This is a genomic window from Arthrobacter sp. 4R501, from assembly GCF_002929755.1.
Classification (GTDB): domain Bacteria; phylum Actinomycetota; class Actinomycetes; order Actinomycetales; family Micrococcaceae; genus Arthrobacter.
On record NZ_PJIW01000010.1, the window covers coordinates 1 to 24,947 of the forward strand.

26 protein-coding genes and 3 pseudogenes are annotated in these 24,947 nt (G+C 66.1%); 16 read left to right on the forward strand and 13 right to left on the reverse strand.

Annotated features, from left to right (window positions below; translation table 11 throughout):
- The 6 genes and pseudogenes from CXR02_RS22620 to CXR02_RS23210 form a co-directional block, all read left to right on the forward strand.
- Positions 1-183 (forward strand): annotated as a pseudogene (locus tag CXR02_RS22620) (DUF4389 domain-containing protein); the annotation flags it as partial.
- A gap of 195 nt (positions 184-378) precedes the next feature.
- Positions 379-822 carry an SRPBCC family protein gene (locus tag CXR02_RS11325; RefSeq protein WP_104062093.1) on the forward strand — a complete coding sequence of 148 codons (444 nt, stop codon included), beginning with the start codon at positions 379-381 and terminating at the stop codon, positions 820-822.
- A gap of 203 nt (positions 823-1,025) precedes the next feature.
- Complete coding sequence (locus tag CXR02_RS23195) at positions 1,026-1,469, forward strand: hypothetical protein (protein WP_308470680.1); 444 nt, start codon at positions 1,026-1,028, stop codon at positions 1,467-1,469.
- Positions 1,406-1,833 (forward strand): annotated as a pseudogene (locus tag CXR02_RS23200) (heavy metal translocating P-type ATPase); the annotation flags it as partial. The gene CXR02_RS23195 and the pseudogene CXR02_RS23200, both read left to right, overlap by 64 nt.
- A gap of 120 nt (positions 1,834-1,953) precedes the next feature.
- Positions 1,954-2,436 carry an HAD family hydrolase gene (locus tag CXR02_RS23205; RefSeq protein ID WP_308470682.1) on the forward strand — a complete coding sequence of 161 codons (483 nt, stop codon included), beginning with the start codon at positions 1,954-1,956 and terminating at the stop codon, positions 2,434-2,436.
- Positions 2,437-2,447: 11 nt separating this feature from the next.
- Entirely contained in the window at positions 2,448-2,615 is a 168-nt protein-coding gene (locus tag CXR02_RS23210) for a hypothetical protein (protein ID WP_308470681.1), read from the forward strand.
- 97 nt (positions 2,616-2,712) lie between these two features.
- Here CXR02_RS23210 and CXR02_RS22920 read toward each other — a convergent pair whose 3' ends face one another.
- From CXR02_RS22920 to CXR02_RS11360, 6 genes and pseudogenes are all read right to left on the reverse strand, one after another.
- Positions 2,713-2,895: a pyridoxamine 5'-phosphate oxidase family protein gene (locus tag CXR02_RS22920; RefSeq protein ID WP_308470683.1), complete on the reverse strand. Its 183-nt coding sequence runs from the start codon at positions 2,893-2,895 to the stop codon at positions 2,713-2,715.
- 74 nt (positions 2,896-2,969) lie between these two features.
- Entirely contained in the window at positions 2,970-3,824 is an 855-nt protein-coding gene (locus CXR02_RS11340) for a universal stress protein (RefSeq protein ID WP_104062094.1), read from the reverse strand.
- The gene (locus CXR02_RS11345) at positions 3,811-4,281 is read right to left on the reverse strand and encodes a universal stress protein (RefSeq protein ID WP_104062095.1); all 471 of its coding nucleotides are present in this window, start codon (positions 4,279-4,281) and stop codon (positions 3,811-3,813) included. The genes CXR02_RS11340 and CXR02_RS11345 overlap by 14 nt, the downstream gene beginning before the upstream one ends.
- A 128-nt stretch (positions 4,282-4,409) precedes the next feature.
- Positions 4,410-4,655 (reverse strand): annotated as a pseudogene (locus CXR02_RS11350) (DUF5129 domain-containing protein); the annotation flags it as partial.
- Positions 4,612-6,360: a DUF5671 domain-containing protein gene (locus tag CXR02_RS11355; protein ID WP_104062096.1), complete on the reverse strand. Its 1,749-nt coding sequence runs from the start codon at positions 6,358-6,360 to the stop codon at positions 4,612-4,614. The gene CXR02_RS11355 and the pseudogene CXR02_RS11350, both read right to left, overlap by 44 nt.
- Entirely contained in the window at positions 6,357-6,821 is a 465-nt protein-coding gene (locus CXR02_RS11360) for a hypothetical protein (RefSeq protein WP_104062097.1), read from the reverse strand. Before CXR02_RS11360 ends, CXR02_RS11355 begins: the two co-directional genes overlap by 4 nt.
- A 257-nt stretch (positions 6,822-7,078) precedes the next feature.
- Here CXR02_RS11360 and CXR02_RS11365 point away from each other — a divergent pair, with 257 nt between their 5' ends.
- Positions 7,079-8,062: an ABC transporter ATP-binding protein gene (locus CXR02_RS11365; protein ID WP_104062098.1), complete on the forward strand. Its 984-nt coding sequence runs from the start codon at positions 7,079-7,081 to the stop codon at positions 8,060-8,062.
- A gap of 1 nt (position 8,063) precedes the next feature.
- On the forward strand, positions 8,064-9,686 hold the full coding sequence (locus CXR02_RS11370) for an ABC transporter permease (RefSeq protein ID WP_181037203.1): 1,623 nt from the start codon (positions 8,064-8,066) through the stop codon (positions 9,684-9,686).
- Between the two features lie 118 nt (positions 9,687-9,804).
- Here CXR02_RS11370 and CXR02_RS11375 read toward each other — a convergent pair whose 3' ends face one another.
- A complete protein-coding gene (locus CXR02_RS11375; RefSeq protein WP_104062099.1) occupies positions 9,805-10,125 on the reverse strand; it encodes a hypothetical protein in 321 nt (106 codons plus the stop codon).
- Between the two features lie 965 nt (positions 10,126-11,090).
- On the opposite strand from CXR02_RS11375, the gene CXR02_RS11385 reads away from it, so the two are divergent.
- The gene (locus CXR02_RS11385; RefSeq protein WP_104062101.1) at positions 11,091-12,686 is read left to right on the forward strand and encodes an ABC-F family ATP-binding cassette domain-containing protein; all 1,596 of its coding nucleotides are present in this window, start codon (positions 11,091-11,093) and stop codon (positions 12,684-12,686) included.
- A 36-nt stretch (positions 12,687-12,722) separates the two neighbouring features.
- On the opposite strand, the gene corA is transcribed toward CXR02_RS11385, so the two are convergent.
- From corA to CXR02_RS11400, 3 genes are read right to left on the reverse strand one after another with little or no spacing between them, the layout of a single operon-like run.
- Entirely contained in the window at positions 12,723-13,718 is a 996-nt protein-coding gene (gene corA, locus CXR02_RS11390; RefSeq protein ID WP_104062102.1) for a magnesium/cobalt transporter CorA, read from the reverse strand.
- A 1-nt stretch (position 13,719) separates the two neighbouring features.
- Complete coding sequence (locus tag CXR02_RS11395; protein ID WP_104062103.1) at positions 13,720-14,145, reverse strand: DUF1761 domain-containing protein; 426 nt, start codon at positions 14,143-14,145, stop codon at positions 13,720-13,722.
- 9 nt (positions 14,146-14,154) lie between these two features.
- Positions 14,155-14,691 (reverse strand): Lrp/AsnC family transcriptional regulator, encoded by a 537-nt coding sequence (locus CXR02_RS11400; protein ID WP_104062104.1) that lies wholly within the window; start codon positions 14,689-14,691, stop codon positions 14,155-14,157.
- Positions 14,692-14,859: 168 nt separating this feature from the next.
- On the opposite strand from CXR02_RS11400, the gene CXR02_RS11405 reads away from it, so the two are divergent.
- Entirely contained in the window at positions 14,860-16,101 is a 1,242-nt protein-coding gene (locus tag CXR02_RS11405) for an MFS transporter (protein WP_104062105.1), read from the forward strand.
- Here the strand turns inward: CXR02_RS11405 and CXR02_RS11410 are convergent.
- Positions 16,098-16,601: an Lrp/AsnC family transcriptional regulator gene (locus tag CXR02_RS11410; protein ID WP_056344094.1), complete on the reverse strand. Its 504-nt coding sequence runs from the start codon at positions 16,599-16,601 to the stop codon at positions 16,098-16,100. The two genes, CXR02_RS11405 and CXR02_RS11410, sit on opposite strands and share 4 nt — an antisense overlap.
- Before the next feature lie 121 nt (positions 16,602-16,722).
- On the reverse strand, positions 16,723-18,009 hold the full coding sequence (locus CXR02_RS11415) for an MFS transporter (RefSeq protein ID WP_104062106.1): 1,287 nt from the start codon (positions 18,007-18,009) through the stop codon (positions 16,723-16,725).
- A gap of 91 nt (positions 18,010-18,100) precedes the next feature.
- Between CXR02_RS11415 and CXR02_RS11420 the strand changes: the two genes are divergently transcribed.
- Positions 18,101-19,087, forward strand: a complete 987-nt coding sequence (locus CXR02_RS11420; protein ID WP_104062107.1) for a LysR family transcriptional regulator — start codon at positions 18,101-18,103, stop codon at positions 19,085-19,087.
- 126 nt (positions 19,088-19,213) lie between these two features.
- Complete coding sequence (locus tag CXR02_RS11425) at positions 19,214-20,143, forward strand: N-acetylglucosamine kinase (RefSeq protein ID WP_104062219.1); 930 nt, start codon at positions 19,214-19,216, stop codon at positions 20,141-20,143.
- On the opposite strand, the gene CXR02_RS11430 is transcribed toward CXR02_RS11425, so the two are convergent.
- Positions 20,129-21,169, reverse strand: a complete 1,041-nt coding sequence (locus CXR02_RS11430) for a pirin family protein (protein WP_104062108.1) — start codon at positions 21,167-21,169, stop codon at positions 20,129-20,131. The genes CXR02_RS11425 and CXR02_RS11430 overlap by 15 nt on opposite strands.
- A gap of 230 nt (positions 21,170-21,399) precedes the next feature.
- On the opposite strand from CXR02_RS11430, the gene CXR02_RS11435 reads away from it, so the two are divergent.
- The 4 genes from CXR02_RS11435 to CXR02_RS11450 are packed head-to-tail and all read left to right on the forward strand — an operon-like array spanning position 21,400 to position 24,903.
- Complete coding sequence (locus tag CXR02_RS11435; protein WP_104062109.1) at positions 21,400-22,500, forward strand: ABC transporter ATP-binding protein; 1,101 nt, start codon at positions 21,400-21,402, stop codon at positions 22,498-22,500.
- Positions 22,500-23,210 carry an ABC transporter permease gene (locus CXR02_RS11440; RefSeq protein ID WP_104062110.1) on the forward strand — a complete coding sequence of 237 codons (711 nt, stop codon included), beginning with the start codon at positions 22,500-22,502 and terminating at the stop codon, positions 23,208-23,210. The genes CXR02_RS11435 and CXR02_RS11440 overlap by 1 nt, the downstream gene beginning before the upstream one ends.
- Positions 23,207-23,953: an ABC transporter permease gene (locus CXR02_RS11445; protein ID WP_104062111.1), complete on the forward strand. Its 747-nt coding sequence runs from the start codon at positions 23,207-23,209 to the stop codon at positions 23,951-23,953. The genes CXR02_RS11440 and CXR02_RS11445 overlap by 4 nt, the downstream gene beginning before the upstream one ends.
- Positions 23,950-24,903, forward strand: a complete 954-nt coding sequence (locus CXR02_RS11450) for an ABC transporter substrate-binding protein (protein ID WP_104062112.1) — start codon at positions 23,950-23,952, stop codon at positions 24,901-24,903. Before CXR02_RS11445 ends, CXR02_RS11450 begins: the two co-directional genes overlap by 4 nt.
- Positions 24,904-24,947: the final 44 nt, after the last annotated feature.

Consider the following 24,947-nt stretch of genomic DNA (forward strand, 5'->3'; position numbering starts at 1 on the left):
CGGGTCGTTACCTACACGGCCCTGATGCGGGATGAATACCCGCCGTTCCGCCTGGACCAGGGCGCCCGGGAAGTCCAGGCGCGGCAGCCGGGTGCCAGCGACAGCCGCGCGCCGGCCCGGCCGGCCGGGCCGCTGCCGCCCGCTGGTTCCGCCCCGCCGTCGGATCCTACAGGGCGCGGCTGAGCCAGGAGGGCCCGAGTGCCAGCAACGCGCGGCCATAGCGGCGACGATTCCGCCTGGCGGCTAGCGCGGCGTGTACTGCGGGTCCTCGCATTCGGCCTGACGGACCGCAGACAAAACCCGTGCGTGGATCCTACACTTGTTAGCGTCGAAACGTGCTCCAAGCGTGCGCGCTGAGCCCGGCGCGAGGAGAACGTCATGGTCAGGATCGAGGGGTCGATCACCATCCGCCGGCCGGTTGAGGAGGTCTTCGACTTCGTGGCCGACGAACGCAATGAGCCGAGCTACAACCCGCAGATGACAAGCGTGGACAAGGCGACGGACGGGCCGATCGGAAAAGGGACCATCTGGCGGGCGACCGTCGTGTCCGGCAGGCGGCCAATGCCCATGGAGCTGGAGGTCACCGACTACACCCGTCCCTCGCGCCTGGGGACCGTGGCCAGGATGACGACTGCGGACATTACAGGGTCGCTGACTTTCAGCCCCGAGGGTATGGACACACGCATGAGCTGGACCTGGGACCTTCGCCCGAAGGGCCTCCTCAAGCTCGCGAGCCCGCTGTTCGTGGCCATCGGACGCAGGCAAGAGAAGGCCATCTGGGGCAGCCTCAAGCAGCGCCTGGAAGTCGAGCCGAACCGCTAGGTCTAGCCCAGTTCCAGGTGCTGAGTCGGCCTGTCGCTGCGACAGTCGAAGGCCTCCGGTCGGGGTCTTTCGCCTGGTGACTCGACTCTTGTGGCCGGGCGGTGGCTTTCGCACACTGGAGCGAGCTCACTAGTAGTGAGAAAAGAAGCAACCGGTCCGAAGTGCCCTGTCGGTGACCGGCCGGCGGCATTAACGTCAAAGGCATGGCCCTGTCCGCCCTAACAAATTCGGTTGTGCGGTTTCCGCTGGTGGCCGCTACTTTGGCTGTGAGATTGCTCGTTGCGGTCCTCCTGTCCGCGGTGCAGGCTCCGGCAGCCCAGCGGACGGCGAGCGCCTACGCACTTCTGGTAGCCATGGCCAGGTCGGGCTCCATGGTCAAATCATTGCTGAAGGGCCGGTGGGGAATCGATCTCCTGGCTGTGACTGCTATCGCTTCGACGGTGGCAGTGGGGGAGTACGTGGCCTCCCTGATCATCGTACTGATGCTGGCCGGAGGGGAGCGCTGGAAGAGATCGCACACGGGCGCGCAACCCGGGAACTCAAGTCCCTGCTTGAGCGCGTCCCGCAGACAGCCCACCGGGAGTTGCCGGGCCTTCCGCCGGAAGACATCCCGGCAGGGGATGTCCGCCCCGGGGATGTTCTCCTGATCAAACCCTCGGAAGTGGTTCCCGTGGACGGGGTGCTGCTCGCGGGAACCGGCAGTTTCGACGAATCGACTTTGACGGGTGAGAGCCTGCCGGTGGACACGCGGAGGGCGACACGGTGCTCAGCGGATCCGTCAACGGTGAGAACGCCGTGCATATGAAGGCGACGTCCACAGCGAACGACTCGCAGTACAGCCAGATCGTGGCGTTGGTCCAGGAGGCGGCGTCGAGCCGGCCGCCGGTAGTCCGGCTCGCTGACAAGTACGCCATTCCGTTGACGATCCTCGCCTTCGCCCTGGCCGGGATGGGCTGGTATTTCAGCCAGGACCCGGCGCGGTTCGCGCAGGTCCTCGTTGTGGCTACTCCTTGCCCCCTGCTCATCGCCGCTCCGGTGGCGTTTCTTGCGGGCACCAGCCGGGCGGCGCACTCGGGAATCATCATCAAGAACGGCGGAACCCTTGAACAGCTTGCCCGGGTGCGGACGGCCGTGTTCGACAAGACAGGGACACTCACCCACGGCCGGCCCGCCTTGCACGGCATCAGGGTCTCGCAGGCAGCGTCCGGGCTGGTGACCGAGGACAGGCTTCTGCAGCTGGCCGCTTCGGCGGAGCAGTACTCCTCCCAAGTCCTCGCCTCCTCTGTGATGGATGCTGCACGGCAACGGGGCTTGGACCTGCTGGAAGGTACCAGTGCGTTTGAACACGCCACCCAGGGGGTCGCCGCCAACTGCGGAGATCAATCGGTGGTGGTCGGTAAACCTGACTTCGTCAGGTCCGTCACTTCAGGGTTCGAGGAGGCCGAGGTGGCCCGTGGGCAACTGGCGATCTATGTGGCCATTGACGGACTCTTCGCAGGAGCCCTGACAATGAGCGACCCGCTTCGGGACAATGCAGTGACTACGCTTGCCGACCTGCGCCGGCTGGGCGTTCAGGAGACCCTTCTGCGAGCATTTGGACAGGCATTCTGCTGAGCATTTGCCTGATGGTTGCAGCGGTATTCGGCTACATTCCAGCTGTGGCCGGCTCCCTCCTCCAGGAGCTGGTCGACCTGGCCACGATCCTGAACGCGCTGCGGGCCCTGCACGATCGACGCCGACCCAACACGGCGGCGGTGGGCGGCACGCCGGCGGGCGTTGCAGTGCGGAGATAACGGCCAGCGTCTGCCGCTTCCTGAACGTCTTGCGCGCTATCCACTACTTCGGCAGGTCCTTTGACGATGACGCTCCACGCAATGGTGCCGTATGCATTCAGGCCGTCCGCTTCCAGAACGATCGTGGCCCCGCCAGCACCGCGTCCAGTTTGGTTCCGGGTCCGGTGCGGAAGACTACGGTCCCGTAGTCGGGGACGTAGTTCACCGGGAAGATCTCCGGCCAGCTTGCCGTTGATACGGCAACCCGGCCGACCGAAGCTGATCGGAGGTATTCCAGCAGTCATGGACGTTGAGGACTTCCGTCAGGCGTCCTGAAGTGTCGTTTTGCATGCTCGCAGGCTACTACGTCTGGTGCTATTTTCGGTGGATTGGCGTTAGCACCGTGGGGCATGGAAGATGCGTCAGAACTGCGTGAGCTGTGGAACCGAGCAGCAGCCGTTTGAAACCGCCCCTTCCACGGCTCCCCACCACCAGCAGCTGGGCTTTAGCGGCGGCTCTTACCAGCGCCCCAGCCGGTTCCATCTCCGTGTCCAGGACCTTGTGCACTACAAGGTCCGGGTAATCTTCGCGGAGGCCAGAGACCGTTTCGGACAACACCATCTGTTCTTCGTCCCTAATTCGCTGGGCCAGCGTCCCGGTGAGAGCTCCGCTGTCGACCCATTTGTCAGGTTCCCAGATGGCATAAACCACCGTAAGCTCTTGGCCCTCCCGGTCTGCCTCCGCGGCAGCGAACGCAACGGCCTCGGTGGCGTCTTCGGATCCGTCAACGCCCACAACCACTCCCTGCCGGCCTTCGACGTCCCGGTCTCCGATGACCGCGACCGGGCACTTCGCTGCAGCGGCGACCTGTAGAGCCCGGTCCGTCAGCGAACCACCCAAATGCGGAGCGCCGGACCCGACTACCAGCATCGATACCTGGGTGGAGTACTTTCGCAGCGAGCCCGCGATTCCTCCCTCCAAGACTTTGGTGGTGATCTCAACCGGAAGCGTGCCCCTCACCCGCCCGGCAGCGGTCTCCAGCAGCTGTTCGCCCTTCTCCAGCAGCGCTCCGGTCCACGGGATCGGTTCGGCCACCCATCGGTCGTCAACAACGTACAGAATGATCAGCGGAAGGCCAGCCTTGGCAGCCCGGCTGGCAGCCCATGTCACGGCTGCCTGGCTTTGCGGAGAGTCGTTGGTGGCGACGGCGATCGGTTTAGACGTTCTCACGCTGGTCTTCCTTCTTCTTGTCGGGGCTATGGACAACTAATACGGGGCAGTGCGCATGGGCAACACATGCTGAACTGACAGATCCCAGGAGCAGGCCGCCGAATCCTCCATGGCCACGCCTGCCAACAACGATCATGTCCGCGTGGCGGCTGGCGTCGATGAGGGAGTCCCTGGGATGGCCCCGTACGGCGCGCGGAATGACGTTTGGCGGGATGTCCTGCCCGAAGGCCTGTTCCAAGGCTTCGTTGAGAATGACCATGACGCGCTCCTCGAAACGGTCGATTCCCATCGCCACGTATCCGGCGTAAACCTGCGGATCCTCCCAGTAGGCGGTGGCCAGCACTTTGGCACCGAGGGGGGCAGCCAGCCGCTGGGCCTGGCGGAGGGCTTCCACCGAGGCGTCGGACCCGTCCACCCCCACGACGAACCTGGGGCTCCCTGCTGCTGAATCCTCCATGACCGCTTCCTTTCCGTACGCGCCTGCTGCCTCTCCAGCGTGGGGCGCAAAACCGCGGACCTGTAGGGCCGAAAGTCACCTAGAAACGCGACGAACTGGTGCTCGAGCGGTTCAGCAACCGCATTGCTGTCGGCGATGACGTCATCCAGGGCATCCGGTTCGGCGGCCGCGTCTGCATACTTGCGTACTAGCTTGAGATTCGATCGGCGGCTCAGGGCCTTCGGCGTCAGGGCGTGAACGCGGTTAGGAAGCCCGGTGGCATGTAGGAGCCCACATGCCGGCCCACAGGATCGAAGGCAAGATCGAAATGGGCTACTCCGCCCATTGCAATCACTTGATTTCTGGTGGGGACGCCGCCGCTTCCCGGCGCCAATACCGGGAGGGTTCTTCTGTTTCCAGGGGAATTGCCTCGATCCGGGCTGCCCGGCCGGCGGCCGGACCGATTACCAGCAGAACGCTGGCGGCAGTGACGCCGGAAAGGGCACTTACTGCCCGCTCCACCAGCCCTGGTTCCGAGCGGAGGGCAGCTTCCGCCGGCAGTGGTCCGTTGCCGGCATCGGCCCGTCGCCACACAGTGACTTTGGCGCCGGTCGCGGCGGTGATCGCGGTGGACAACGCCTCCGGATCCGACGCCGTCACCAAGGTGACCCTCTCAATGGTGTGCGCGCCGGACGGGGCCGCGGCCGCCAGGTGGGCGCGCTCACGCCGCCAAAGGGCAAAGTGGTAGGCGGCAACGAGGCCGGCTGCTACTAGGAGGCCGAGTGGTGCCCGGATGCGGTCCAGCAGGCTGCCTCCGGACACGTCGCCCAAGATGAACTCGAAGAGCCGGTATCCAATCACCAGCAGGGCAACGAGCGCCACCACGGCACTGATGCCGAAGACCACCACGAGGTAAACCCTCTTGCCCGGAGGAATGACATCCATGCTTTGCGGTTGCAGGCCCGGCTTCCACGCCCGCCACCAGACGGGGCCTCCCACAAGGAGGGAACTGATGCCACCCAGCAGCAGGGTGCGCGTGCCGCTTCCGGCCAGGGGTGAAACGGCCATGGCAAGAGCTGCGTTGATGACGACGCCGATGCCGGAGGCAGCTGCCGCCAGGGCAATTCCTGACGTCACCAGCCGGCCTGCACTGCGCGTAGCCACCGAACGGTGGGTTCCGCTGACGCGATGATAGCGCCACACTAATGCTCCGACGGCTGCAGCGGCGACAGCAGAGCCGAGGGGAGCCAGCAGTTCATTCATCGACTCGCCCCGGTCGAATACAGTTCTGAGGAGTACAAAAACCACGACGGCGGCCCCGCCGAGCGCCGTGATTCCGGCTGCGAAGATCCCAACGCTGATCAGTGCAACATCCACCAGCGCGGTTTCCAGTTTGCGCCCGCCACCCTTGAACCAGTGCCACCACCACACGATACTTCCGCCAATGGCCCAGACAAGCGCCCGCAGCACAGACTGCCACCACGCTTCCGCCCCTGGGGTAAGGCTGGTGAAGCCCCGGATTGCGACGTCAAGCAAGCCACCCAGGGCGGTGATGGCGGAAAACGCGCCCGTGAGCAGTCCGAAGACTGTGCCGACAACAGCCGGGACGTCGTCAAGATTGACGGGTTGTTTGACGGGGTGCCGCCACATCCAGCGATGCCAGAACCATACTGCGGCCCAGACAAGTCCGTTTGACAACGGCGAATACCACAGGGGTTCCTGGGGACCGATGAAGGACGCCGCCATTCCCAGGAGGGAACTCGTGGCTACGATGAGAGACACCGCATAAATCGCGGTCAGGTACAGGCCCCACCCTGCTGCCGCGCGTTCCGCGGCGTCGTCGAGCCTCCGCCAAACTACCCACCACAGGAGCCCGGCCAGCGGACCTCCAATCAATGTGAAGGCGAGGGAACGGGCAAGCCCGGCCACATCTGTGGACGCCAACACGGCGCCCGTGCTGAACAGGCGCTCCAGGAGGCCGCTCAACCCGATAGCGGCGATCACCACTAGGGCAAACAGCAACACGTACAGGATCAAGCGGCGCAGAGTGAGTAGGGCAGAACCCGCCGCTGGTACAGCTGTCCGGACTGTTGCGTTCATGGCTTCAGGCTTGTTCCGGGGCATGACATGAGCTGGTACGGTGCCTGGTCGATCAGCCACTTGCCATCGACCTTCACCAGGGAGAAGCGGCCTTCGGCGTCATACTCGGATGGTCCGAAGGGGCCACCTGGGCTTGAAGTGACAACCGAGACGTTCACCAAAGCCGTACTGTCCCTCTCGGTTGTGGAAATCAGGACGACCCGGGCAGGCAACGGGCCGCTTTCCCGGTAACCGCTGCAGGAGGAGCGTGCCACCTGCGTGAGGTAGGAATTGGCAGTGGCCGTATCGCCGTCAATGACCGCCGTGCTGTACCGCTGGACAACGCCCGGCGGCGTTGCCTCATCCAGCACCTCCGGCTCCCCGCGGGTGAAAACAACTGCCAGCGCGATCACAACCAGCAATGTAACGGCTGTGATGATGGCGATGAGAATCCGGTCAGTTTTTCCCGCCGCAGCGTTCATCCCGTCAGTATCGCGCACAACACCCCACTTCGTATGTGCCTTCCGGCCCTACGCGTCCCGTTTGCACTGTTGATGATTGTGTCGTTCAGTGACCGGTCCTGATCGGCATAGCGGTTGCCCCGGGTCGCCTGGAAAATGGCCGCAGAGGTAAGGCGGGCGATTGTGGCCGCCGGCGGAGGAAACTCACAAAAGGCCGGTGAAAAGCAAGAGGCTTCCGAGAGTTCACAATGTGAGCGAAACTGCGTAGCGTCGATCATATGGACACCGTTATCCGCACGGTCGATCTCCGCAAGAACTTCGGTCGGGTCCAAGCGCTCGACGGTCTCAACCTTGAGGCCATGGCAGGCGAGATCCACGGCTTCCTCGGCCCCAACGGCGCTGGGAAGTCCACCACGCTGCGCATCCTCCTCGGCCTGGACCGAGCGTCGTCCGGCAGCGCAACGGTTCTGGGCCTCCACCCCTGGACCGACGCCGTCGAACTCCACCGCCGGGTGGCCAGCGTGCCGGGCGATGTGAATATCTGGCCCAACCTATCCGGAGGCGAAGCGATCGATCTCCTGTCGCGCCTGCGCGGAGGCACAGCCGACCAGGGGGCCTACAGGCAGAAACGGCACAGACTCTGCGAGGCCTTCGACTTCGACCCGGGCAAGAAGGGCCGCGCCTACTCCAAGGGCAACCGACAGAAGGTGGCCCTCATTGCGGCTCTCGCCACCGAGGCGGAGGTCTACCTCCTGGATGAGCCGACCAGCGGCCTGGACCCCCTTATGGAGGCCGTCTTCATGCGCGAAATCCGGCGGCTCGCGCAGGAGAAAGGCGCCACAGTCCTCCTCTCAAGCCACATCCTCTCCGAGGTCGAGCAACTGGCCGACCGGGTGAGCATCATCCGCGCCGGAAGGATCGTCGACGGCGGGACGCTCGACTCCCTCCGACACCTCACCCGAACGGAAGTCTCCTTCACCCAGGACAGTACGGACATTACTGCCCTGGCCAGCCTCTCCCAGGTACACGATCTCACCGTCGCCGAAGGCCGGGTCAAGTTCGGCGCCGATTCCGACAGCGTCCACGAGGTCCTGCCACTGCTGGGCAGCATGGGGGTCAGGGGGCTTCTCGTCGCTCCCCCGTCGCTCGAGGAGCTGTTCCTGCGCCACTACGGCGACCAGGTCACCTCTGCCGTCCCGGACGCGGACGACGGCGGCCCGCACCGCCGTCGCCACCGCGCCGAGGCGCGGAGCGGCGCCTGAAATGAGGATCTTCCTGGTCCTGTACATGCAGCGGCTCCGCCGTGACAGGTGGCAGCTCGTCGCTTGGGTGCTCTCCATCGGGCTGCTTGCCCTGTTTGCTACCGCCGCAGTCGCCCGGACGTACGGCGACGAAGCCTCCCGGGCGGAAATCCTGCGGCTGGCCACGGCGACGCCGGCGATTCTCGTGCTTCGTGGCCTGGTCCGAGGCGCTGAGCTTGGCGCCTTCACGTTCTTCCTGATCTACGCCTTCCTCGCCCTCCTCGCCGGGCTGATGAGCACGTTCCTGGCCGTCCGTCACACGCGGGCCGAGGAGGAGTCCGGTCGGGCAGAGCTTATCTCCGCGACGCCCGCCGTGCGGTGGCCCCCCCTCGCCGCCACGGCGGTGCACGGGCTGGTGGCGAACGCACTCGTCGCGACGGCCGTCGCCCTGGGCTTCCTCGCCGGCGGCCTCGACCCTGCCGGCTCACTCGTCGCCGGCGCAGCGACAGGAGCCGTGGGTGTCGCCTTCCTCGGCGTCGGACTCCTTGCCGCCGAATTCCTCAGCACCTCACGCGGAGCGAACGGCATCGCATCCGCATTCGTCGTCCTCGCCTACCTGCTCCGGGGATTCGGCGACGCGACCGGACAGATCAGCGAGGACGGCGTCACGGTCACGGCCGCCTGGCCAAGCTGGGTATCACCGATCGGCTGGGGCCAGCAGACGTTCGCCTACACGGGCAACCGGGCCTGGCCCCTCCTGCTCCACCTCACGCTCGCGGCAGCGAGCCTCGCCGCCGTCGTCATCATCATGGCGCGACGCGACGTCGGCGCCAGCGTCCTCGCGGGCAGATCAGGGCGGACTGATGCGAGGCCGGGCCTCCGGGGGCCGTTCGCACTCGCCCAGCGGCTCCAGCAAGGGGCGATCGCCAGCTGGTGCGTTGCCGGCCTCGCAACAGGCCTGCTCACCGGCTCCCTCGGATCGGCCGTAGAATCGTCGGTAACCACCAGCCCGTCCGTGACGGCCGCCCTGCGCGCAATGATCCAGGCACAGGGAATCTCAATGACCCACCTACTCATCGCGGCCCTGTTCTCGATTGCCGGTGTCCTCGCCGCGGTCTGCGGCCTGCAGGCCGTCCTGCGCTTGCGCCAGGAGGAAGTGGCGGGGACCGGCACGCTCGTTCTGTCGGGGGCGGTGGGCCGCGTGCGCTGGCTCGGGAGCTTCCTGGGGCTGGGCGCAGTATCCGTGGTGCTCGTCCTGGGCTTCGCCGCCTTCGGGGCGTGGGTGTCGCTGGCCGCATCCGGGGACACGTCCAGCGAAGTCGGCGACGTCTGGCAGACGGCCCTCAACCAGCTCCCCGCCGCCCTCATCTACCTCGCCCTGCCCGCCGTGGTGTTCGTCCTCTGGCCGCGGGCCACGATGCCGCTCGGCTGGACGCTACTGGGCCTCGGGGTCGCCCTCGGCATCTACGGCGGGATGCTCGGCTTCGACCAGGCCGTCCGCGATCTCTCGCCCTTCACGCACACCCCGGTCACGACCGCCCAGGGGACGGACTGGAGCGGGGGCTTCTGGATGCTTAGCATCGCGGGAGTTCTCGCTGCGACGGCGCTGGCCGCGATGCGTCGCCGGGAGGTGGGCGCCGAATAAGGGTCTCCACGGCCGGGTCGCGGGTGCTGCGGTGAACGCCATCTTGGACGCGCTGCCCAAATACCAGTCAGGCAATGGAACGGGCGGCCGTTCAAGTTCTTGAAGGTGCACGACGCGTCTATGTGACCTGCCTTCGGTCGAGACCAGAAGAGAATGCCGTCATGAGCGTGCGGCCGTTCGCTTTTTCGAGCCGGAAGGCGGTTGGGCCAGGCGCAGGGCTTGGCTGAGGGGGAAGTCGTGGGGCTTGCGGGCGGCCAAGCCAGCGGGCCAGGGCGCCGCCGTCGCGCCACACCTGTTCGGCCGCCACCAGCAGGCTGGGGTCTGCGGAGGACTGAAGCAGGAACTTCAGCCGCCATTCAGGCACCTCCAGCAACGCGCTGGCGGCGGACACATCCTCGGCCACATCCGGCGACAGGAGCGGGTCCGCCCCGACATCCACGCCGGGAATCTCGCTGAGCCGGAATGTTGCCCGGGCCCGACCATTGGACAGCAGCGCGCGGTTGAAGGGGTTTCCGCCCCCGGCGCGGAGGCAGCATCGGCAGGTCGCGTGGCAGCCGGCCGTGAACCGAGGCATCGGGGAGGACGTCGAGGGCCGAAGTGACCAGTTCTCCCGCATCCTCGGAGCCCGGTTCTACCTGGAATGCGGGCGGCATGCCGGTAATGAGATCGCCGAGTGCGAGCGCGTCACGTCCCCGCAGCATCGCCCGCCACCGTGCCTGGGCCACGGCGTCATCGGACCCGCAGGTATTCAACGCAATCCCCGGGAGCACTCGGCCCCGTTCTGCGAGTTCGTCGGCAAATCGCCCCATTTCGCCGAGAAACCGCACGGAAGCCGCCATACGCACGTCGCCGAGTGAGTCGGGTTCGTCGCCCGTGGACCGCTCGGGATACAGCGCCGACGCCAGACCCTGGCCAAGCTCGTCACCAGAGGCCATAAACGCCGCAGGATTGACCCACACGACGGGCGCCGTCCAGGGCAACAGGGACGGACCGGTTGAGCTCGGGGCAGCGGCGTGATCCGCACGATCTCGGGAGAGTCCGGCGGCGAGTGTTGAAGCGAAGGCAACAACAAACGTGGCACTGCTGAGTTCGCCGGTTGCCAGTGCCGCGACGGCGTCGGCAGATGCGGCGAAGGGATGGGGCCGGGCGGCCTTCAGCCCTGATTTCTGCTCCTTACCGCCTTCTCGGAGTCTGCGGCCCAGAGACCGGGGCCACGATTGAGCGACCAGAACGCGTGGAGCACCAGCAAGCGCGTTGCCTTTCTCGAGGGACGAGTGCGACTATCAAGGATACTTTCGGCCCCGCGGGGCGCAACGCCATGTCTGCGCAGGATGCTTGATTCGAATAGGCTTGCAGGACCCCCACCGCTTCCAAGCGTTACCATGACTGGATTGGACACCATCAATGAGTTTGATCCGGCTGAACGACGTCAACGTGAGCTTTGACAAAACCCAAGTTCTCCGCGAGGCCTTTTTCAAGCTTGAAGCAGGGGACAGGGTCGGCCTGATCGGCAAGAACGGTTCGGGCAAGTCCACCATCCTGAAGCTGATCCAGGGCCAGGTGGCTCCCGACTCCGGGACCGTCGCCGTCGAGCTCGGAACCAAGGCTGCGTACTTCTCCCAGTTCTCCGAGCTGAACGGCGAATCCACCATCGCGGAGGTCCTGGACGGACTGTTCGCCCACGTGAAGGAGATCGAAGCCGAGCTGGCCGGCATCGACACGGCCATCGCCGCCGACTCCTCGGACGCAGCACGGCTGGATGAACTGATCCACCGCCAGTCCGAACTCTTTGAGGCGATGGACCGGCTGGATGGCTGGGACTACCAGCGCAGAATCGACAAAGTGCTCACCACTCTCGGCTTCAGCGACCACCACCGCACCTGCGCCATCGATGAACTCTCCGGCGGCTGGCGGAACCGGGCAGCGCTGGCAAAGATCCTTCTGGAAGCCCCGGACGTCCTCCTGCTTGATGAACCCACCAACTACCTTGACGTGGCCGGCGTCGAATGGCTCGAAGGCTGGTTCCGGACCTTTAAAGGCGCTGCCATCATCGTCTCGCACGACCGGAAGTTCCTGGACTCCGTTGTCACCCGGATCATCGAAGTGGAGAACTTCCACCTCCACGAATACCCGGGAAACTTCGCCGAATACGTGGTGGCGAAGCAGTTCAAGCTCAAGAGCCTGGAGAGCCAGTTCGTTCACGAGTCCGAGCTGCTGGCCTTCGAGGCCGAAGGCATCTCCGACCGGCGGGAAGCGGCCAAGGCGGCCGGCAAGGGACTGGCAAACCAGCTGGCCAGGATCAAGAAGTCCCGGGCGCCCCGGCCCGTGGACCAGATCATCACGGAGATATACGGCGGTCTGTACGTCAAGGATGTCCTATGCCGGGTGGAGTCCCTGAGCAAGGCCTACGGCGGCCGGACGCTGTTCAGCGGCCTCAGTTTCGAGATCGGGCGCGGTAACCGCATCGCCGTCGTCGGGTCCAACGGCAGCGGCAAGACCACGTTGCTCCGGGCGCTCACCGGCGAAGAGCCGGCCGATTCAGGCAGCGTAGCCTGGGCCAAGGGCGCCGGAATGGTCTCCTACAACCAGGTCCTGGAAGAACTGGACGACGACGACACGGTCACCCATGCGGTCAACGCGATGCCTGACAGCCTGGCCCTGACTGCGACGAAGAAGTCGGTGAACAGGTTCCTTGCCATGTTCCAGTTCTCCGAAGCCGATCTTAAGCAAAAGATCGGCAACCTCTCAGGCGGCCAGCGCGCCCGGGTGGCCATGGCCCAATGCCTGCTCTCGGGTGCTTCGGTGCTGCTGCTGGATGAGCCCACCAACCACCTGGACCTCTCCAGCACCCAGGTTATGGAACGTGCCTTGCTGCATTTCCCGGGAGCAGTGGTGGTGGTCAGCCACGACCGCTTCTTCACCGACAAGATTGCCAACCGCCGGCTGGTATTCAGCGCTGCAGACTCAGGCCACGGGAGTGTGGAACTCCACGCCGCCTGAGGCTCCGGGGAGCCCGGGGGCCCGCAGCCGCCGCCCCTACAGCCAGCCTTTCCTCTTGAAAATGGCGTACATCAGGCCTGCGGTGCCGGCCATCAGTGCGATGGCCATCGGGTAGCCAAGGGCCCAGTGGAGTTCGGGCATGTGGTCGAAGTTCATTCCGTAGACGCCGGCCACGAAGGACGGTGCAAAGAAGATCGCCGCCCAGGAGGAGATCTTCTTCACCTGTTCGTTCTGTTCGGCGCTGGCCTGGTTCTGCCGGTTGGCGGTCAGCGTCCCGTCCAGCGTGAGGGCGTTCTGCAACAGATCACGGAATGAATCGGCGCGCGAGATGACTCTCTCCACATGGTCCTCGACGTCCCGCAGGCTGTGCTGCAGTTCAGAGTCCACGCCGTACTTTTCAAAGCCACGCTTGAGCTGCTGCATCATGTCCGGCAGGGGATGGATGGCGCGCTGGAACTGGATCACTTCGCGGGCCAGTTCGTAGATGCGGCGGGAGACGGTGGTGTCCCCGCTGAAGAGCTGGTCCTCGATCTCGTCAATGTCGTTTTCCAGCCCGGCCACCACCGGTACGTAGTCGTCCACCACCAGGTCCAGCAGCGCGTAGAGAACGGCCTCCGGGCCGTGTCGGAGCAGGTCGGGCCGGCCCTCCAGGCGGCGCCTCACCCGGGCGACGCCGGCCATTTCGGCATGGCGGATGGTGACCACAAAATTCCGGCCGGTGAAGATGTGCAGCTCGCCGAACTCCACGGTCTCGGTGGCATCCAGGTACCGCGCCGGGCGGAGCACCGTAAAGAGGTTGTCCTCGTAGCGTTCAAGCTTGGGCCGCTGGTGCGCCGAGATGGCGTCCTCCACCGCCAGGGCGTGCAGCCCGAATTCGGTGGCAACGGCCGTCATTTCCGCCGCCGTGGGCCGGTACAGCCCGATCCAGGCCATGCCCCCGTGCTCGGCGAGCGTTTCGAAGGTCTGTTCCAGGCTCTCCGGTTCCGCGCTGCGGACGCCGTCCACGTAGACGGCATTGTCGATGATGGTCACGTCAGGACATTGCCCCGAGGATCGCGCCGGCCACCGTCATGGCGAGCAGGTCGTGTCCGGAATCGATCAGGGTGACCGTTGTCGGGCGGCCGGCGAACCCGTTGTGGATGACGTGCCCGCCGGCGCGGAACACCAGCCCGAGTACCAGGGCGAACAAGCCGCCCGCCGCTGCGTTGTCCAGGCCCAGCTTGCTGATCAGGACAGCCAGCAGGACGGCGGTCAAGGCGGCGGTGACCATCATGGGAACCCAGATCCCCGCGCCGCCGCTGATGTTCTTGAGGTCCTCTTCAGTCTTTCCGATGGCGGCCATCCACCGCTTGCCCAGCACGGCCGGCAGGTACCAGACAAAGCCGATGGCCATGCTCGAGACGAAGGCCAGCGCCACGGCGAGCCAGTTGATCTGTGAAATATGCGAAAGCCAATCCATGCTCGAATCCTAACTGCCGGCGGCGGGCCCGCCGCCGCGCTCGGTCAATTGCTTGGGCCGTGTTGGGGTGCCGGGCGCGGCCTGTGCGAGGCGCCTGATCAGGGGTTCGGTCCGGTAAGGAATATGGGTGTGGAGAGCCAGGACAGTTTCGGTCCGGATGACGCCCTTGATGCGGAGGATCTGGCGGAGGGCGGACTGCAGGTTGTGCGTATCGGTGGCCACTACACGGCACCACACGTCACCTCGCCCCGAGATCTCATGGACCTCCAGGACCTGGGGGAGCAGCCGGAGGGCGCCCACAACTCCGTCCAGTTCCCGGTGCGTCACTTCGATCGTGACGAAGGCGACGACGTCGTACCCCACGGCCTCGAGGTCGATCTCGCGGCCGCCGTCGTGCAGCACTCCGGCCCGGAGCAGGCGCCGGACCCGCGACTGCGCTGTGTTGCGCGCAATCCCCAGCGCCTCGGCTAACTCGCCGATCTGGATGCGGGGATCGTGGATGAGTTCCAGGAGGATCTTCAGGTCGGTGGGATCGAGGGTAGGCAAACTGTCACTTTCAGTTATTGGAGACACCAGAAATTGCGTATTTTGCTCAATTATTCCACGGACATACGCCCAAACGGTCACCTCTGAAGCATTCTGTAGGTATCAATTTCCCCCCGGGGCGGCCTCCCACAAGGACCTCCCTCCCCGGTCGACGCCAAGGCAGCGCCAATGACAGTCTTCAATGAACTCCGCATGCGTCCGGCCACCGCCGGGCGTCAGGGCTGGGATGCATCCACTACCGCACGGCTGGTGATGGCCGGCGCCGTCATCTTCACCTTGCTGGTCGGTGCGAACCTGGCCACGCCCCTGTATCCGCTGCTCCAGGCAAACCTTGGCCTCACGGCACTCGGCGTCACGGCGGCCTTTGCCAGCTATGTCTTGGCGCTGGTGGCAACGCTGATGCTGGCTGGGCACTGGTCGGACCACATCGGCCGGCGGGCGGCGCTCATCCTGGCTGTGCTCGCCGGACTGGCGGGCAGTTGGGTCTTCGCGCAGGCCGAAAACCTCGTGGCGCTCTCTGCCGGACGGGCCCTTCAGGGTGTGGCCGTTGCCCTGGCCACGGGTGCCAGTGCCGCCGCGCTGCGGGAACTGCTCCCGACCCGGCCGGAATGGGCCACCCGTTTCACCCTGCTGGCGACGGCGGGAGGCGTGGCTGCCGGTCCCGTCATCGGCGGCCTGCTGTCGCTGCTGCCCGGACCCACCACGGCCCCGTACTATGTTCACTCGCTCGTCCTCGCGGCAATGCTGGTGCCGCTATACCTGCTTCAGGCCCGGCCGGCCATCAAGCCTCCGGTCGGCCGTCGGCCCGTCCTGGTCCTGGCTCCCCGCCGGCCTTCGGTATCCACCGAGGCGAGGGGCGCTTTCTGGCTTGCGGCCGCCGTCGGCTTCCTCAGCTTCTCCGTCTTTGGATTTTGCCTTTCGCTGGCACCGGCGTATTTCGCCCCGATCATTCAGACCGATTCACGGCCGTTGATCGGCGCCCTGGCCGGGATGACGCTTGCCGCCTCCGCGCTGAGCCAGGTGCTGTCCGTCCGGGGCCGCTTTGTGGTGCCCGCGGGGCTGGCGGTCCTGGGCGCCTCGGTGCTGCTCCTGGCTGCCGCGGCCGCCTGGAGCAGTCCGCTGATGCTCGCCGCCGCCAGCGTCTGTGCGGGGCTGGGCCAGGGGGTCGCCTTCCGGACGGTCTTCAATGATGTGGCCGCCAAAGTGGAATCGTCACAGCACGCCCAGGTCATCAGCACCGTATATGTCATCACGTATCTGGGCAGCGCCGTACCCGTCATCGGGCTGGGCTGGGCAACGGCGGTGTTCGGGCTGCCGACGGCGGTCGCGGGCTTCGTGGTGCTGTGCAGCGCCGCTGCACTGGCGCTGTCCGCCGTCACGCTTCGGACGGCGCTGCAGCGGACAGCCTAGTCCGGCAGCGGGCCGTGGTTCCCCTGGATGTGCTCAAAGACGAGGGTGGTCTCGGTGTGGCCCACCACGGGGTCGGTGGCGAGATTGTCCAGGACCCAGTCCCGCAGGTCCTCAGTGCTGGCAACGGCGATGTGCAGCAGGTAATCCACGGAGCCTGACGTGTGGAAGGTGGAGAGGACCGCGGGCAGGTGCGGAACGCGGGCTGTAAACCGGTCGATCTGGTCCCTGTCGTGGGCCCTCAACCGGACGGCCACAAGCGCCTGGACGGACCTGCCGATGGCCGAGAGGCTGAGCTTCGCCTCAAATCCCTGGACAATGCCACGTTCGGACAATGCGCGGGTCCGCATGAGCGCGGTGGACGGTGCAATGCCCACCAGTTCTGCCAACTGCTTGTTGGAGATCCGTGCATCGTCCACCAAGGCGGCCAGAAGCCGTTCATCGATGGCATCCAGCGGCTCAAAGTGGCTGGCCGGCCGGATGCTTTTTGGGTTGCTGCTCATGGAATCTCCTTGAATGTCCGTCAGTTCATCCTAGACGCCGGATTCCTGGTGATCACCCCGGAACGCAACCTTCCCTGCCGAACAATCGCCAGACACACGTGCCATTTAATGGCGGATAGTTCTACGGCCGCGCGGCTTCTGCCTGCCCTTGTGTGGCGGCCCGTGCGGCTTCGTCGTGCCCCAGGGGATGTACGACGGCGACTGTCACCGCCGTGATGCACGCCAGGGCCATGATTGCCACGGCAAGCGCCGTCCAGCCCAGGGACTGGAACACCAGTCCGCCGGCCCAGCCGATGACGCTGGAGCCCAGGTAATAGGCCAGGTTGTAGAGTGACGATGCCTGGGCGCGGCCGGTGGTGGCGATGCTTCCGGTCCAGCCTGCGCCGATGCTGTGGGCCGCGAAGAAGCCGCCGGTGAAAATCACCAGGCCGGCAAGGATCAGAGCGAGCAGCTGCGTAAGCGTCAGCGCCAGCCCGGCCACCATCAGGAGGATGCCAGCTAGCAGCACATTCCTGCGGCCAAACCTGGCCGTCAACCCGCCGGCCCAGCGGGAAGAGAACGTTCCGGAAAGGTACGCCAGGAAGATCAGGCTGATCAGGGTGGCAGGCAGCGTGAAAGGCTCAGCGGACAGCCGGAAGCCGAGGTAGTTGTAGACGGCCACAAACCCGCCCATCATCAGGAAGGCCTGGATGTAGAGCGCCAGCAGCCGAGGATTGCGCACATGCCCGCCGAGCGTCGCCATGGCACCGCGCAGCCCGGCGGCTTTGGCGGCGGTGAATCCCTTCGCCTGCGGTACCAGACTCAGGAAGAGTACCGCGGCCACTGTTGCCAGCAGGGAAACGGCCAGGGCGGCCGTGCGCCAGCCCCACAGCTCACCTGCCGGGCCTGCCACGAGCCGGCCGGCCAGCCCGCCCAGCGTAGTGCCGGCAACGTAGCTGCCTGCGGCCACGGCCGCATGGGCCCTGTTCACTTCCTCGTTCAGGTAGGCGATGGCGATGGCCGGGATCCCGCCCAGCGCCATGCCTTCCAGCAGCCGCAAGGCAAGCAGGGCGCCGAAAGTGGGAGCGAGCGGTACCAGCAGGCCCAGGATAGTGGCGGCGGAGATGCCCCAGGCCATGGCCTTCACCCTGCCGATCCGGTCCGCGAGGAAGGACCACGGAATGACGGTGATGGCCAGGCCCACGGTGGCCAGCGAAATGGTCAATGCGGCCTCTGCCGCTGTTACCTTCAGGTCTGCCGCCAGGAGCGGCAAAACCGCCTGGGTGGAGTAGAGCTGGGCGAACGTTGCTACGCCTGCGAAGGCCAGGCCGGCCAGAATCTTGTTGTAGGCAGTGGAGCCTTTGGGATGTCCCGCCCAGTGATCCTGCGCTGGACTGAACGTTCCTGGGATGGCGGCATTCTGTGGCATGGCTCAAGGGTAGGCTTCGGCAATGTATGCTTCCAATGCATCTTTTAGGGCCAATTCATATCTACAGTGGAACGTTTGAAAGGTGGAGCCCATGCACGCGGACCACAAACAGCTGGTGAAGCTCCTGCCGCTCCTCCCCATCCTGGCCGAGCTGGGCCGGACCCAGCACGTCACGGAAACGGCCGAGCTCCTTGGAGTACCCCAGTCCACGGTGAGCCGGGCACTGTCCCGGGCCAGCGCCGTCGTCGGAACAGAATTGCTGATCCGGGACGGACGGGGCATCCGCCTCACAGCGGCCGCCCGGACGCTGCTGCCGTACATCGAGTCGGCCCTGACCGAGTTCCAGGCCGGACTGGACCTGGTCCGGCACGAGTCGGACGTGGTGCGGGGGAAAGTGTCGCTGTCCTTTCAGCACACGTTCGGGGAGGCCACCCTGCCCGTGCTCATCAGTGCCTTCCGCAGCCGCCACCCGGAGGCAGGCTTCATTCTCAGCCAGGGGGCGCGGGACACCTGCCTGGCGGAGCTGGCCTCGGGCCAGGCGGACCTGGCACTGACCGCCCCTGTTCCGGCGGCAAGCAGCACCATCGCTTCGGCGCCGCTCTACCGTGAGCCCCTCCGTTTGGTGGTTCACCACGGGCACCCGCTGGCCGGACGGGACGCCGTCAGGATGCAGGACATCCGCCGGGACCCCTTCGTCGCGCTGGAGCCGGGTTACGGCATGCGGTCACTGACGGATGCCTTGTTCCGCGAGGCAGGCTTCCGGCCGCGGATCGCCTTCGAAAGCCAGGACACCCACACCGCCCGTGGATTGGTCGCCGCGGGACTTGGCGTCAGCATCCTGCCGCCCGGCGGCAATGCCCCGGGGCGCCACATCAGCCCGGAGACCGGCAACCTGGGCTGGGTCGAACTTGCCTTGGAATCCGGCCTGGCGTTCCGCGAAATCGGGCTGGGCTGGCGCCGGCGGAAACCCGGCCCCGACGCCGAGCCGGATCCCGTGCGCTTCTTCCGGGAGATGGTCCTGCAGGAGGGCCCGCACTTGCTGGCGGGCCTCGTGGCCGCCCGTTCAGGCAGGGGATAGGCGGCGCGGTGCTGAGACACGACGTCGTCCCGCGGCCCGGCAGCGTTTCGCCGGCAGCGTTTCAGTAGGCTGGGGGACGTGACTGATAGCGAGCACCCCCAGACGACAACTTCCGGACACCACCCGCTGGGCGGCGCCACGTCCGCGGCCGCCCCAGGTCCCCTCGCGGGGGTCATCATCGGCCTGGACATCGGAGGTACAAAGACCCGCGGCGTCAGGTTTGAGGACGGCGTTGCCGTGGCTGACGAGTCCGCCGGCAGTTCCAACGTCCAGAACGTCAGCCGCGAACAGGCGGCGATGAACCTCGCGGACCTCTTCTCCCGGATCGGCGGCGGCCAGGTGGCCCAGGTGTATGCCGGGGCCGGTGGCATAGACACCGACGACGACGCCGCAGCCCTTGCCGCGCTGATCGAACCCCATGTTCCGGGAGCCAAAGTCACGGTGGTCCACGACTCACGGCTGCTGCTGGCCGCGGGCGGCGCCAGTACCGGCGTGGCCGTGATCGCGGGAACCGGCTCTGCAGCCTGGGGAAGGAATGCCGCCGGCGACGAAGCCCGGGCCGGCGGCTGGGGCTACCTGCTTGGGGATGAAGGCAGCGGCTACTGGCTGGGCCGTGAGGCGGTCCGGCACAGCCTGCGCCGGATGAACCAGGGACTCCCGGCGGACCAGCTGACCGAGGCGCTGCTTGCAGCCTGCGGAGTGGACCACCCCAACAAGCTGATTGCGCTCTTCCATTCCCCGGACACCGGCCGCCGGTTCTGGGCTCAGCAGGCACGCCTGGTGGTGGAAGCGGCTGCGGCGGGCCACACGGTCAGCCAGGAGCTCCTGGACCAGGCCGGCCAAGACCTTGCCGGCCTGGCTGCGCAGGCCCTGCGGAAGCTTGGAATCGACGGCCCGGTAATTCTCGGCAGCGGACTCGGCATGAACGTGATTCCGCTGCAGGACTCTTTCCGGAGCCACCTGGCCGCCGCCGGCGTCTCCGATGTCCGTGTCCTGGACCAGGACCCTGTGTTTGGCGTCCTGAAGCTGGTCTCGGAAGCGTCAGGGGCCCACTGACCGCTTCCGGGGTGTCAGCCTGACGGCCGGCATGATGGGGGCGGGGATGCGTCCGGCTTCGGCGCCCGCATCCGGGCCGTGCCCTTCAACCAGCCCGTAGCGGGCTCCGCGGGCTGCAGCGTCAGGCAGTGCGGCCTGGGCTTCCCAGTCCGTACGGGCCTGCTCCACTTCGTCGTGCGTGCGGCCCACGAAGTTCCACCACATCAGCAGTTCCTCCTGGAACGGCTCCCCGCCGATCAGGAGGAACCGTGTGCCGGGCAGGGCCTGGAACTCCAGCGCCGAACGTCCCGCGCCCAGGTAGCCCAGCGGCCCGGGCGGGACCTCCTGCCCGTCCAGCGTCAGCCCGCCGTCGAGCACCAGGACGGCATGCTCAAAGTGAGCGTTCAGCGGCAGGACGGCCAGGCCGTCGCAGGAGATGTCCGCTCCGATGATGGGGGAGTACATCGTGGCCGGTGACACCGCTCCGGCGAATTCGCCCACCATCACCGTCGCAGTGAAACCCGGCCCCGTCACGGAAGGCAGTTCGCGGTGCTGCTCGAACGCAGGTTCGCGATGGCGTTCAGTATCCGGCAACGCTACCCAGAGCTGCAGGCCGCGCTGCACGGGCAGCGGCGCGCCGGCGTCGGGACCTGCATCGGAATCTGGAAGCGCGGCGAACTCGGAGTGGGACACCCCGTGCCCGGCGGTCATGATGTTCAGCTCACCTGGCCGGACCACAACATCGCTGCCCACGCTGTCCCGGTGCCGGATGTTCCCCGCAAGCGGCCAGGTGACCGTCTGCAGGCCCGTGTGCGGGTGGGGGAGTACGGACATGGCGATGCGGTCCGGACCGAAACTGTCCAGGAAGCACCAGGCTCCGATGGTGGGCAGGCCGCGCTGCGGGAGCGTGCGCCGGACGTTCATGGCCCGCACGCCGCCCAGCGGAACCTCCCGTTCGGGCCAGAGCTGCAGGCACGGTCCGGACGTCCCTTCAGGGCCTGCGGGTGGACAAAGTTCCTGTTGCGGAGCCACTTCCAAGTTGGTCACAGTCCAACTCTAGGCGCGGGCAGAGCCGGGCGTAAGCGCAGCACCGGCACCTTGTGATCGAAGGACCCATCCGCGGGCGGCTGTCCAACGAATGGTTAACAGTAGGGATTCTCTTGCCCGGATTGCCTTCGGATCCGGTTACGCTGTGAACGGATTGCGTTACCGTAAATATCAGTGAGCTTATGACCCAACACTGTCCGATGCCGTCCAACAGAACAGGTACGTCCGGAATGGACCAAGCCATGATTGAGTTCCAGAGCGTCACCAAGCAGTATCAGGGCGGGCAGCCCGCTGTGGACCAGCTCACCATGTCCATCGACAGGGGCTCCATCACCGTTTTTGTAGGGCCATCCGGCTGCGGAAAAACCACCTCGCTGCGGATGATCAACCGCATGGTGGAACCGACGTCCGGCGTGATCACGGTGGACGGGCGGGACGTGACCTCGGTTCCTGCCGCGGAGCTGAGACGGTCCATGGGCTACGTCATGCAGTCCTCCGGGCTGATGCCGCACCGTTCCGTGCTGGACAACATCGCCACCGTGCCCCGGCTCAACGGCGTTTCCAAGGCTGAGGCCCGCAAGCGCGCCACGGAACTGCTCGACGTCGTCGGGCTGGCTTCCGCGCTCGGGAAACGGTACCCCTCCCAGCTCTCGGGCGGCCAGCAGCAGCGCGTCGGTGTGGCCCGGGCGCTCGCCGCCGATCCGCCAGTCCTGCTGATGGACGAACCGTTCAGCGCCGTTGACCCCGTGGTACGTGACGAACTGCAGCATGAACTCCTCAGGCTGCAGAAGGACCTCGCTAAAACCATCGTTTTCGTCACGCACGATATCGACGAGGCGACCATTCTCGGCGACAAGGTGGCCGTATTCGCCGTCGGCGGCCGGCTGGCCCAGTACGCCACCCCTGAGGAAATCCTCCGGGCACCGGCCAATGATTTTGTGGCCTCCTTCGTGGGGCGGGACCGCGGCTTCCGCCACCTCGGGTTCACCACGTCCGACGCCGTGACCATCCACCCGGTGCCCACGCTCGTGATGAGTCGCGGCCAGTTCGCCGGCGATCCCGCTGCGGTGACTGACTGGCAGCTCGTGGTGGATCCGGACCTGCGCCCGCTGGGCTGGGCGAGGCCGGGGACGGACTCAGAGCTCATCCCGGGCGGGTCACTCTTCCGCCCCGGCGAGACGCTGCGGCGGGCGCTGGACTCGGCCCTTTCGTCCCCGTCCGGCCAAGGTGTGGCGGTGGACGGCGACGGCAAGGTCCTGGGAACCATCAGGGCACAGGAAGTCCTCGGCGTCATTGAGGAAGCCCGCCAGGTCAGGCAGGCTGCGCTCTGATGGAGTGGTTCCTGGCAAACAGCGGCATGGTCATGGGACTGGCAGGCCAGCACCTGGTCCTGGCCCTCATCCCGATGGTCCTGGGGCTGGTCATTTCCATTCCGCTGGCGCAGTTGGCGCGGACCCACCCGGCGCTCAGGTCGGTGGTGGTGACCGCCAGTTCATTGCTGTACACCGTCCCGTCGCTGGCGCTGTTCATCATCCTGCCCTCGATTCTCGGAACCCGGATCCTGGACCCGCTCAACGTGATTGTGGCCCTGACCATCTACGCTGTGGCGCTGCTGGTCCGGGCCGCCCTGGATGCCTTTGACTCCGTGGAGGAGGATCTCCGGCAGGCTGCGATCGCCATGGGGTACAAGCCGTGGCTCCGCTTTGTCCAGATCGACCTGCCACTGTCCCTTCCGGTGATGTTCGCCGGGCTGCGGGTGGTCTCCGTCAGCAACATCTCCCTGGTGAGTGTCGCGGCACTCCTGGGGGTGGGGAACCTGGGCATGCTGTTTACCGACGGACTGCAACGGAACTTCGTCACGGAAGTGGTGGTGGGAATCATCGCCATCCTGGTGCTCGCGCTGCTGATGGATGCTGTACTGGTCGTCCTGGAAAGGCTGCTGACGCCGTGGACCCGCGCCGCTAAAGCGTTAGGCCCCGCGGAGCCTTCCGCCGCCAGCTACCTGGCCGACGCCAACATCCACACAGGGGCCGCGCCATGAGCAACATTTTTGTGGACACCCTCGCCTGGATTGCCGATCCGCTGCACTGGACCGGCAGTTCCGGCATCCCGGTCCGGCTGCTGGAGCACCTCCAATACAGCGGGCTGGTCTTGGTGATTGCCGGGGCCATCGCGGTTCCGGCAGGGCTTTACATCGGGCACACGGGCCGCGGACGCGTGGTGGCCGTAGCGGTGGCCGGGGCGCTGCGGGCCCTGCCCACACTGGGCCTGCTGGTCCTCTTCGCCCTCCTTGCGGGAAGCAGCCTGATGCCGCCGGTGTGGGCGCTGGTCATCCTGACCGTGCCGCCGCTCCTTGCCGGAACGTATGCCGGCATTTCGAGTGTGGACCGGGCCGTGGTGGACGCTGCCCGGGCCATGGGCATGACCGAGCTGCAGATCCTGTTCCGGGTTGAGCTGCCCAACGGGCTGCAGGTCATGTTCGGCGGTGTCCGAACCGCCGTGCTGCAGGTCATCGCCACGGTGTCGGTGGTTGCCTACCTGCCCTTGGGCGGGCTGGGCCGCTACCTTTTTGACGGCTTGGCGCTGCAGGACTTCCCGCGGATGCTTGCCGGGTCGCTGCTGATTGCAGGGCTGGCCATCGTTGTTGACCTCATCCTGGCCGCGGTGCAAAGAGCCCTTCTTTCGCCCGGCCTCAAGACCGATCTGCACGGTGGCCAAAAGGCCTCCGCTGATCTCCCAGCTGCCGCGCCTGCGCCAGCTGCTCTTCAAGGAGGTACCCAATGAAAGACAACACCAGGACAATCCTTACCCGCCGGGGACTGGCTGGCATGGCTGCTGGCGTCGGCCTGGCCGTCGCGCTGACGGCCTGCGGCGGGAGTGACCCGTTGGCCACCCCCAGCACCAGCGCCGGAAGCGCCGGCGGCGGCTCGTTGGTGGTCGGCTCGGCTGACTTCCCGGAGAGCCAGATCGTCGCTGAGATCTACGCCGGCGCGCTGACTGCCGCAGGGGTCACGGCAACCACCAAGCCCAACATCGGTGCCCGCGAAATCTACTTCAAAGCGGTCCAGGACGGCTCGGTTGACCTTGTCCCGGATTACTCCGGCAACCTGCTCTCGCATGTGGATCCTGAAGCTGCCGAGGTCTCGGCCGACGACATCTACAAGGCGCTGCCGGGCAAGCTCCCCGAGGGTTTGGCAGTCCTGGAGGCATCCAAGGCCGAGTCCAAGGACGCCATGGTGGTCACCAAGGCCACCGCGGAGAAGTACCAGCTGAAGTCCATTGAGGACCTCGCCAAGGTCTGCAAGGACCTGACCATGGCGGCGCCGGCCACGTTCGAGACCCGCGCCTATGGCTTCCCGGGACTCAAAAAGAACTACGGCTGCGAACTCAAGTCACTGAAGCCCTTCAGCGACGGCGGCGGCAACCTGACCCTGCAGGCACTGCTGACCGACGACGTCCAGGTGGCTGACATCTACACCACCACACCGTCCATCGCGGACAACGACCTGGTGGTCCTGGAGGATCCCAAGAACAACTTCAAGGCCCAGCAGGTCCTGCCCCTCTACAACAAGGCAAAAATGACCGACAAGGCCAAGGACGCGCTCAATGCCGTGTCGAAGATCCTCACCACTGAGGACCTGGTCAACCTCAACCGCGCAGTCAGCGGCAGCCAGAAGCAAAATGCCAAAGACGCCGCCGCCACCTGGCTCAAGGACAAGGGCATCGTCAAGTAGCACCTGACTCCACAACGCAATCACGACGGCGGCTGCCGGACCCA

Excerpts from the sequence above, each read along its gene's own strand:
- CXR02_RS11325 (WP_104062093.1), top strand. The coding sequence starts at position 379 with ATGGTCAGGATCGAGGGGTCGATCACCATCCGCCGGCCGGTTGAGGAG.
- CXR02_RS23195 (WP_308470680.1), top strand. The coding sequence starts at position 1,026 with ATGGCCCTGTCCGCCCTAACAAATTCGGTTGTGCGGTTTCCGCTGGTG.
- CXR02_RS23210 (WP_308470681.1), top strand. The coding sequence starts at position 2,448 with ATGGTTGCAGCGGTATTCGGCTACATTCCAGCTGTGGCCGGCTCCCTC.
- CXR02_RS11345 (WP_104062095.1), bottom strand. The coding sequence starts at position 4,281 with ATGGAGGATTCAGCAGCAGGGAGCCCCAGGTTCGTCGTGGGGGTGGAC.
- CXR02_RS11355 (WP_104062096.1), bottom strand. The coding sequence starts at position 6,360 with ATGAACGCAACAGTCCGGACAGCTGTACCAGCGGCGGGTTCTGCCCTA.
- CXR02_RS11360 (WP_104062097.1), bottom strand. The coding sequence starts at position 6,821 with ATGAACGCTGCGGCGGGAAAAACTGACCGGATTCTCATCGCCATCATC.
- CXR02_RS11365 (WP_104062098.1), top strand. The coding sequence starts at position 7,079 with ATGGACACCGTTATCCGCACGGTCGATCTCCGCAAGAACTTCGGTCGG.
- CXR02_RS11370 (WP_181037203.1), top strand. The coding sequence starts at position 8,064 with ATGAGGATCTTCCTGGTCCTGTACATGCAGCGGCTCCGCCGTGACAGG.
- CXR02_RS11385 (WP_104062101.1), top strand. The coding sequence starts at position 11,091 with ATGAGTTTGATCCGGCTGAACGACGTCAACGTGAGCTTTGACAAAACC.
- CXR02_RS11395 (WP_104062103.1), bottom strand. The coding sequence starts at position 14,145 with ATGGATTGGCTTTCGCATATTTCACAGATCAACTGGCTCGCCGTGGCG.
- CXR02_RS11405 (WP_104062105.1), top strand. The coding sequence starts at position 14,860 with ATGACAGTCTTCAATGAACTCCGCATGCGTCCGGCCACCGCCGGGCGT.
- CXR02_RS11410 (WP_056344094.1), bottom strand. The coding sequence starts at position 16,601 with ATGAGCAGCAACCCAAAAAGCATCCGGCCGGCCAGCCACTTTGAGCCG.
- CXR02_RS11415 (WP_104062106.1), bottom strand. The coding sequence starts at position 18,009 with ATGCCACAGAATGCCGCCATCCCAGGAACGTTCAGTCCAGCGCAGGAT.
- CXR02_RS11420 (WP_104062107.1), top strand. The coding sequence starts at position 18,101 with ATGCACGCGGACCACAAACAGCTGGTGAAGCTCCTGCCGCTCCTCCCC.
- CXR02_RS11435 (WP_104062109.1), top strand. The coding sequence starts at position 21,400 with ATGGACCAAGCCATGATTGAGTTCCAGAGCGTCACCAAGCAGTATCAG.
- CXR02_RS11440 (WP_104062110.1), top strand. The coding sequence starts at position 22,500 with ATGGAGTGGTTCCTGGCAAACAGCGGCATGGTCATGGGACTGGCAGGC.
- CXR02_RS11445 (WP_104062111.1), top strand. The coding sequence starts at position 23,207 with ATGAGCAACATTTTTGTGGACACCCTCGCCTGGATTGCCGATCCGCTG.
- CXR02_RS11450 (WP_104062112.1), top strand. The coding sequence starts at position 23,950 with ATGAAAGACAACACCAGGACAATCCTTACCCGCCGGGGACTGGCTGGC.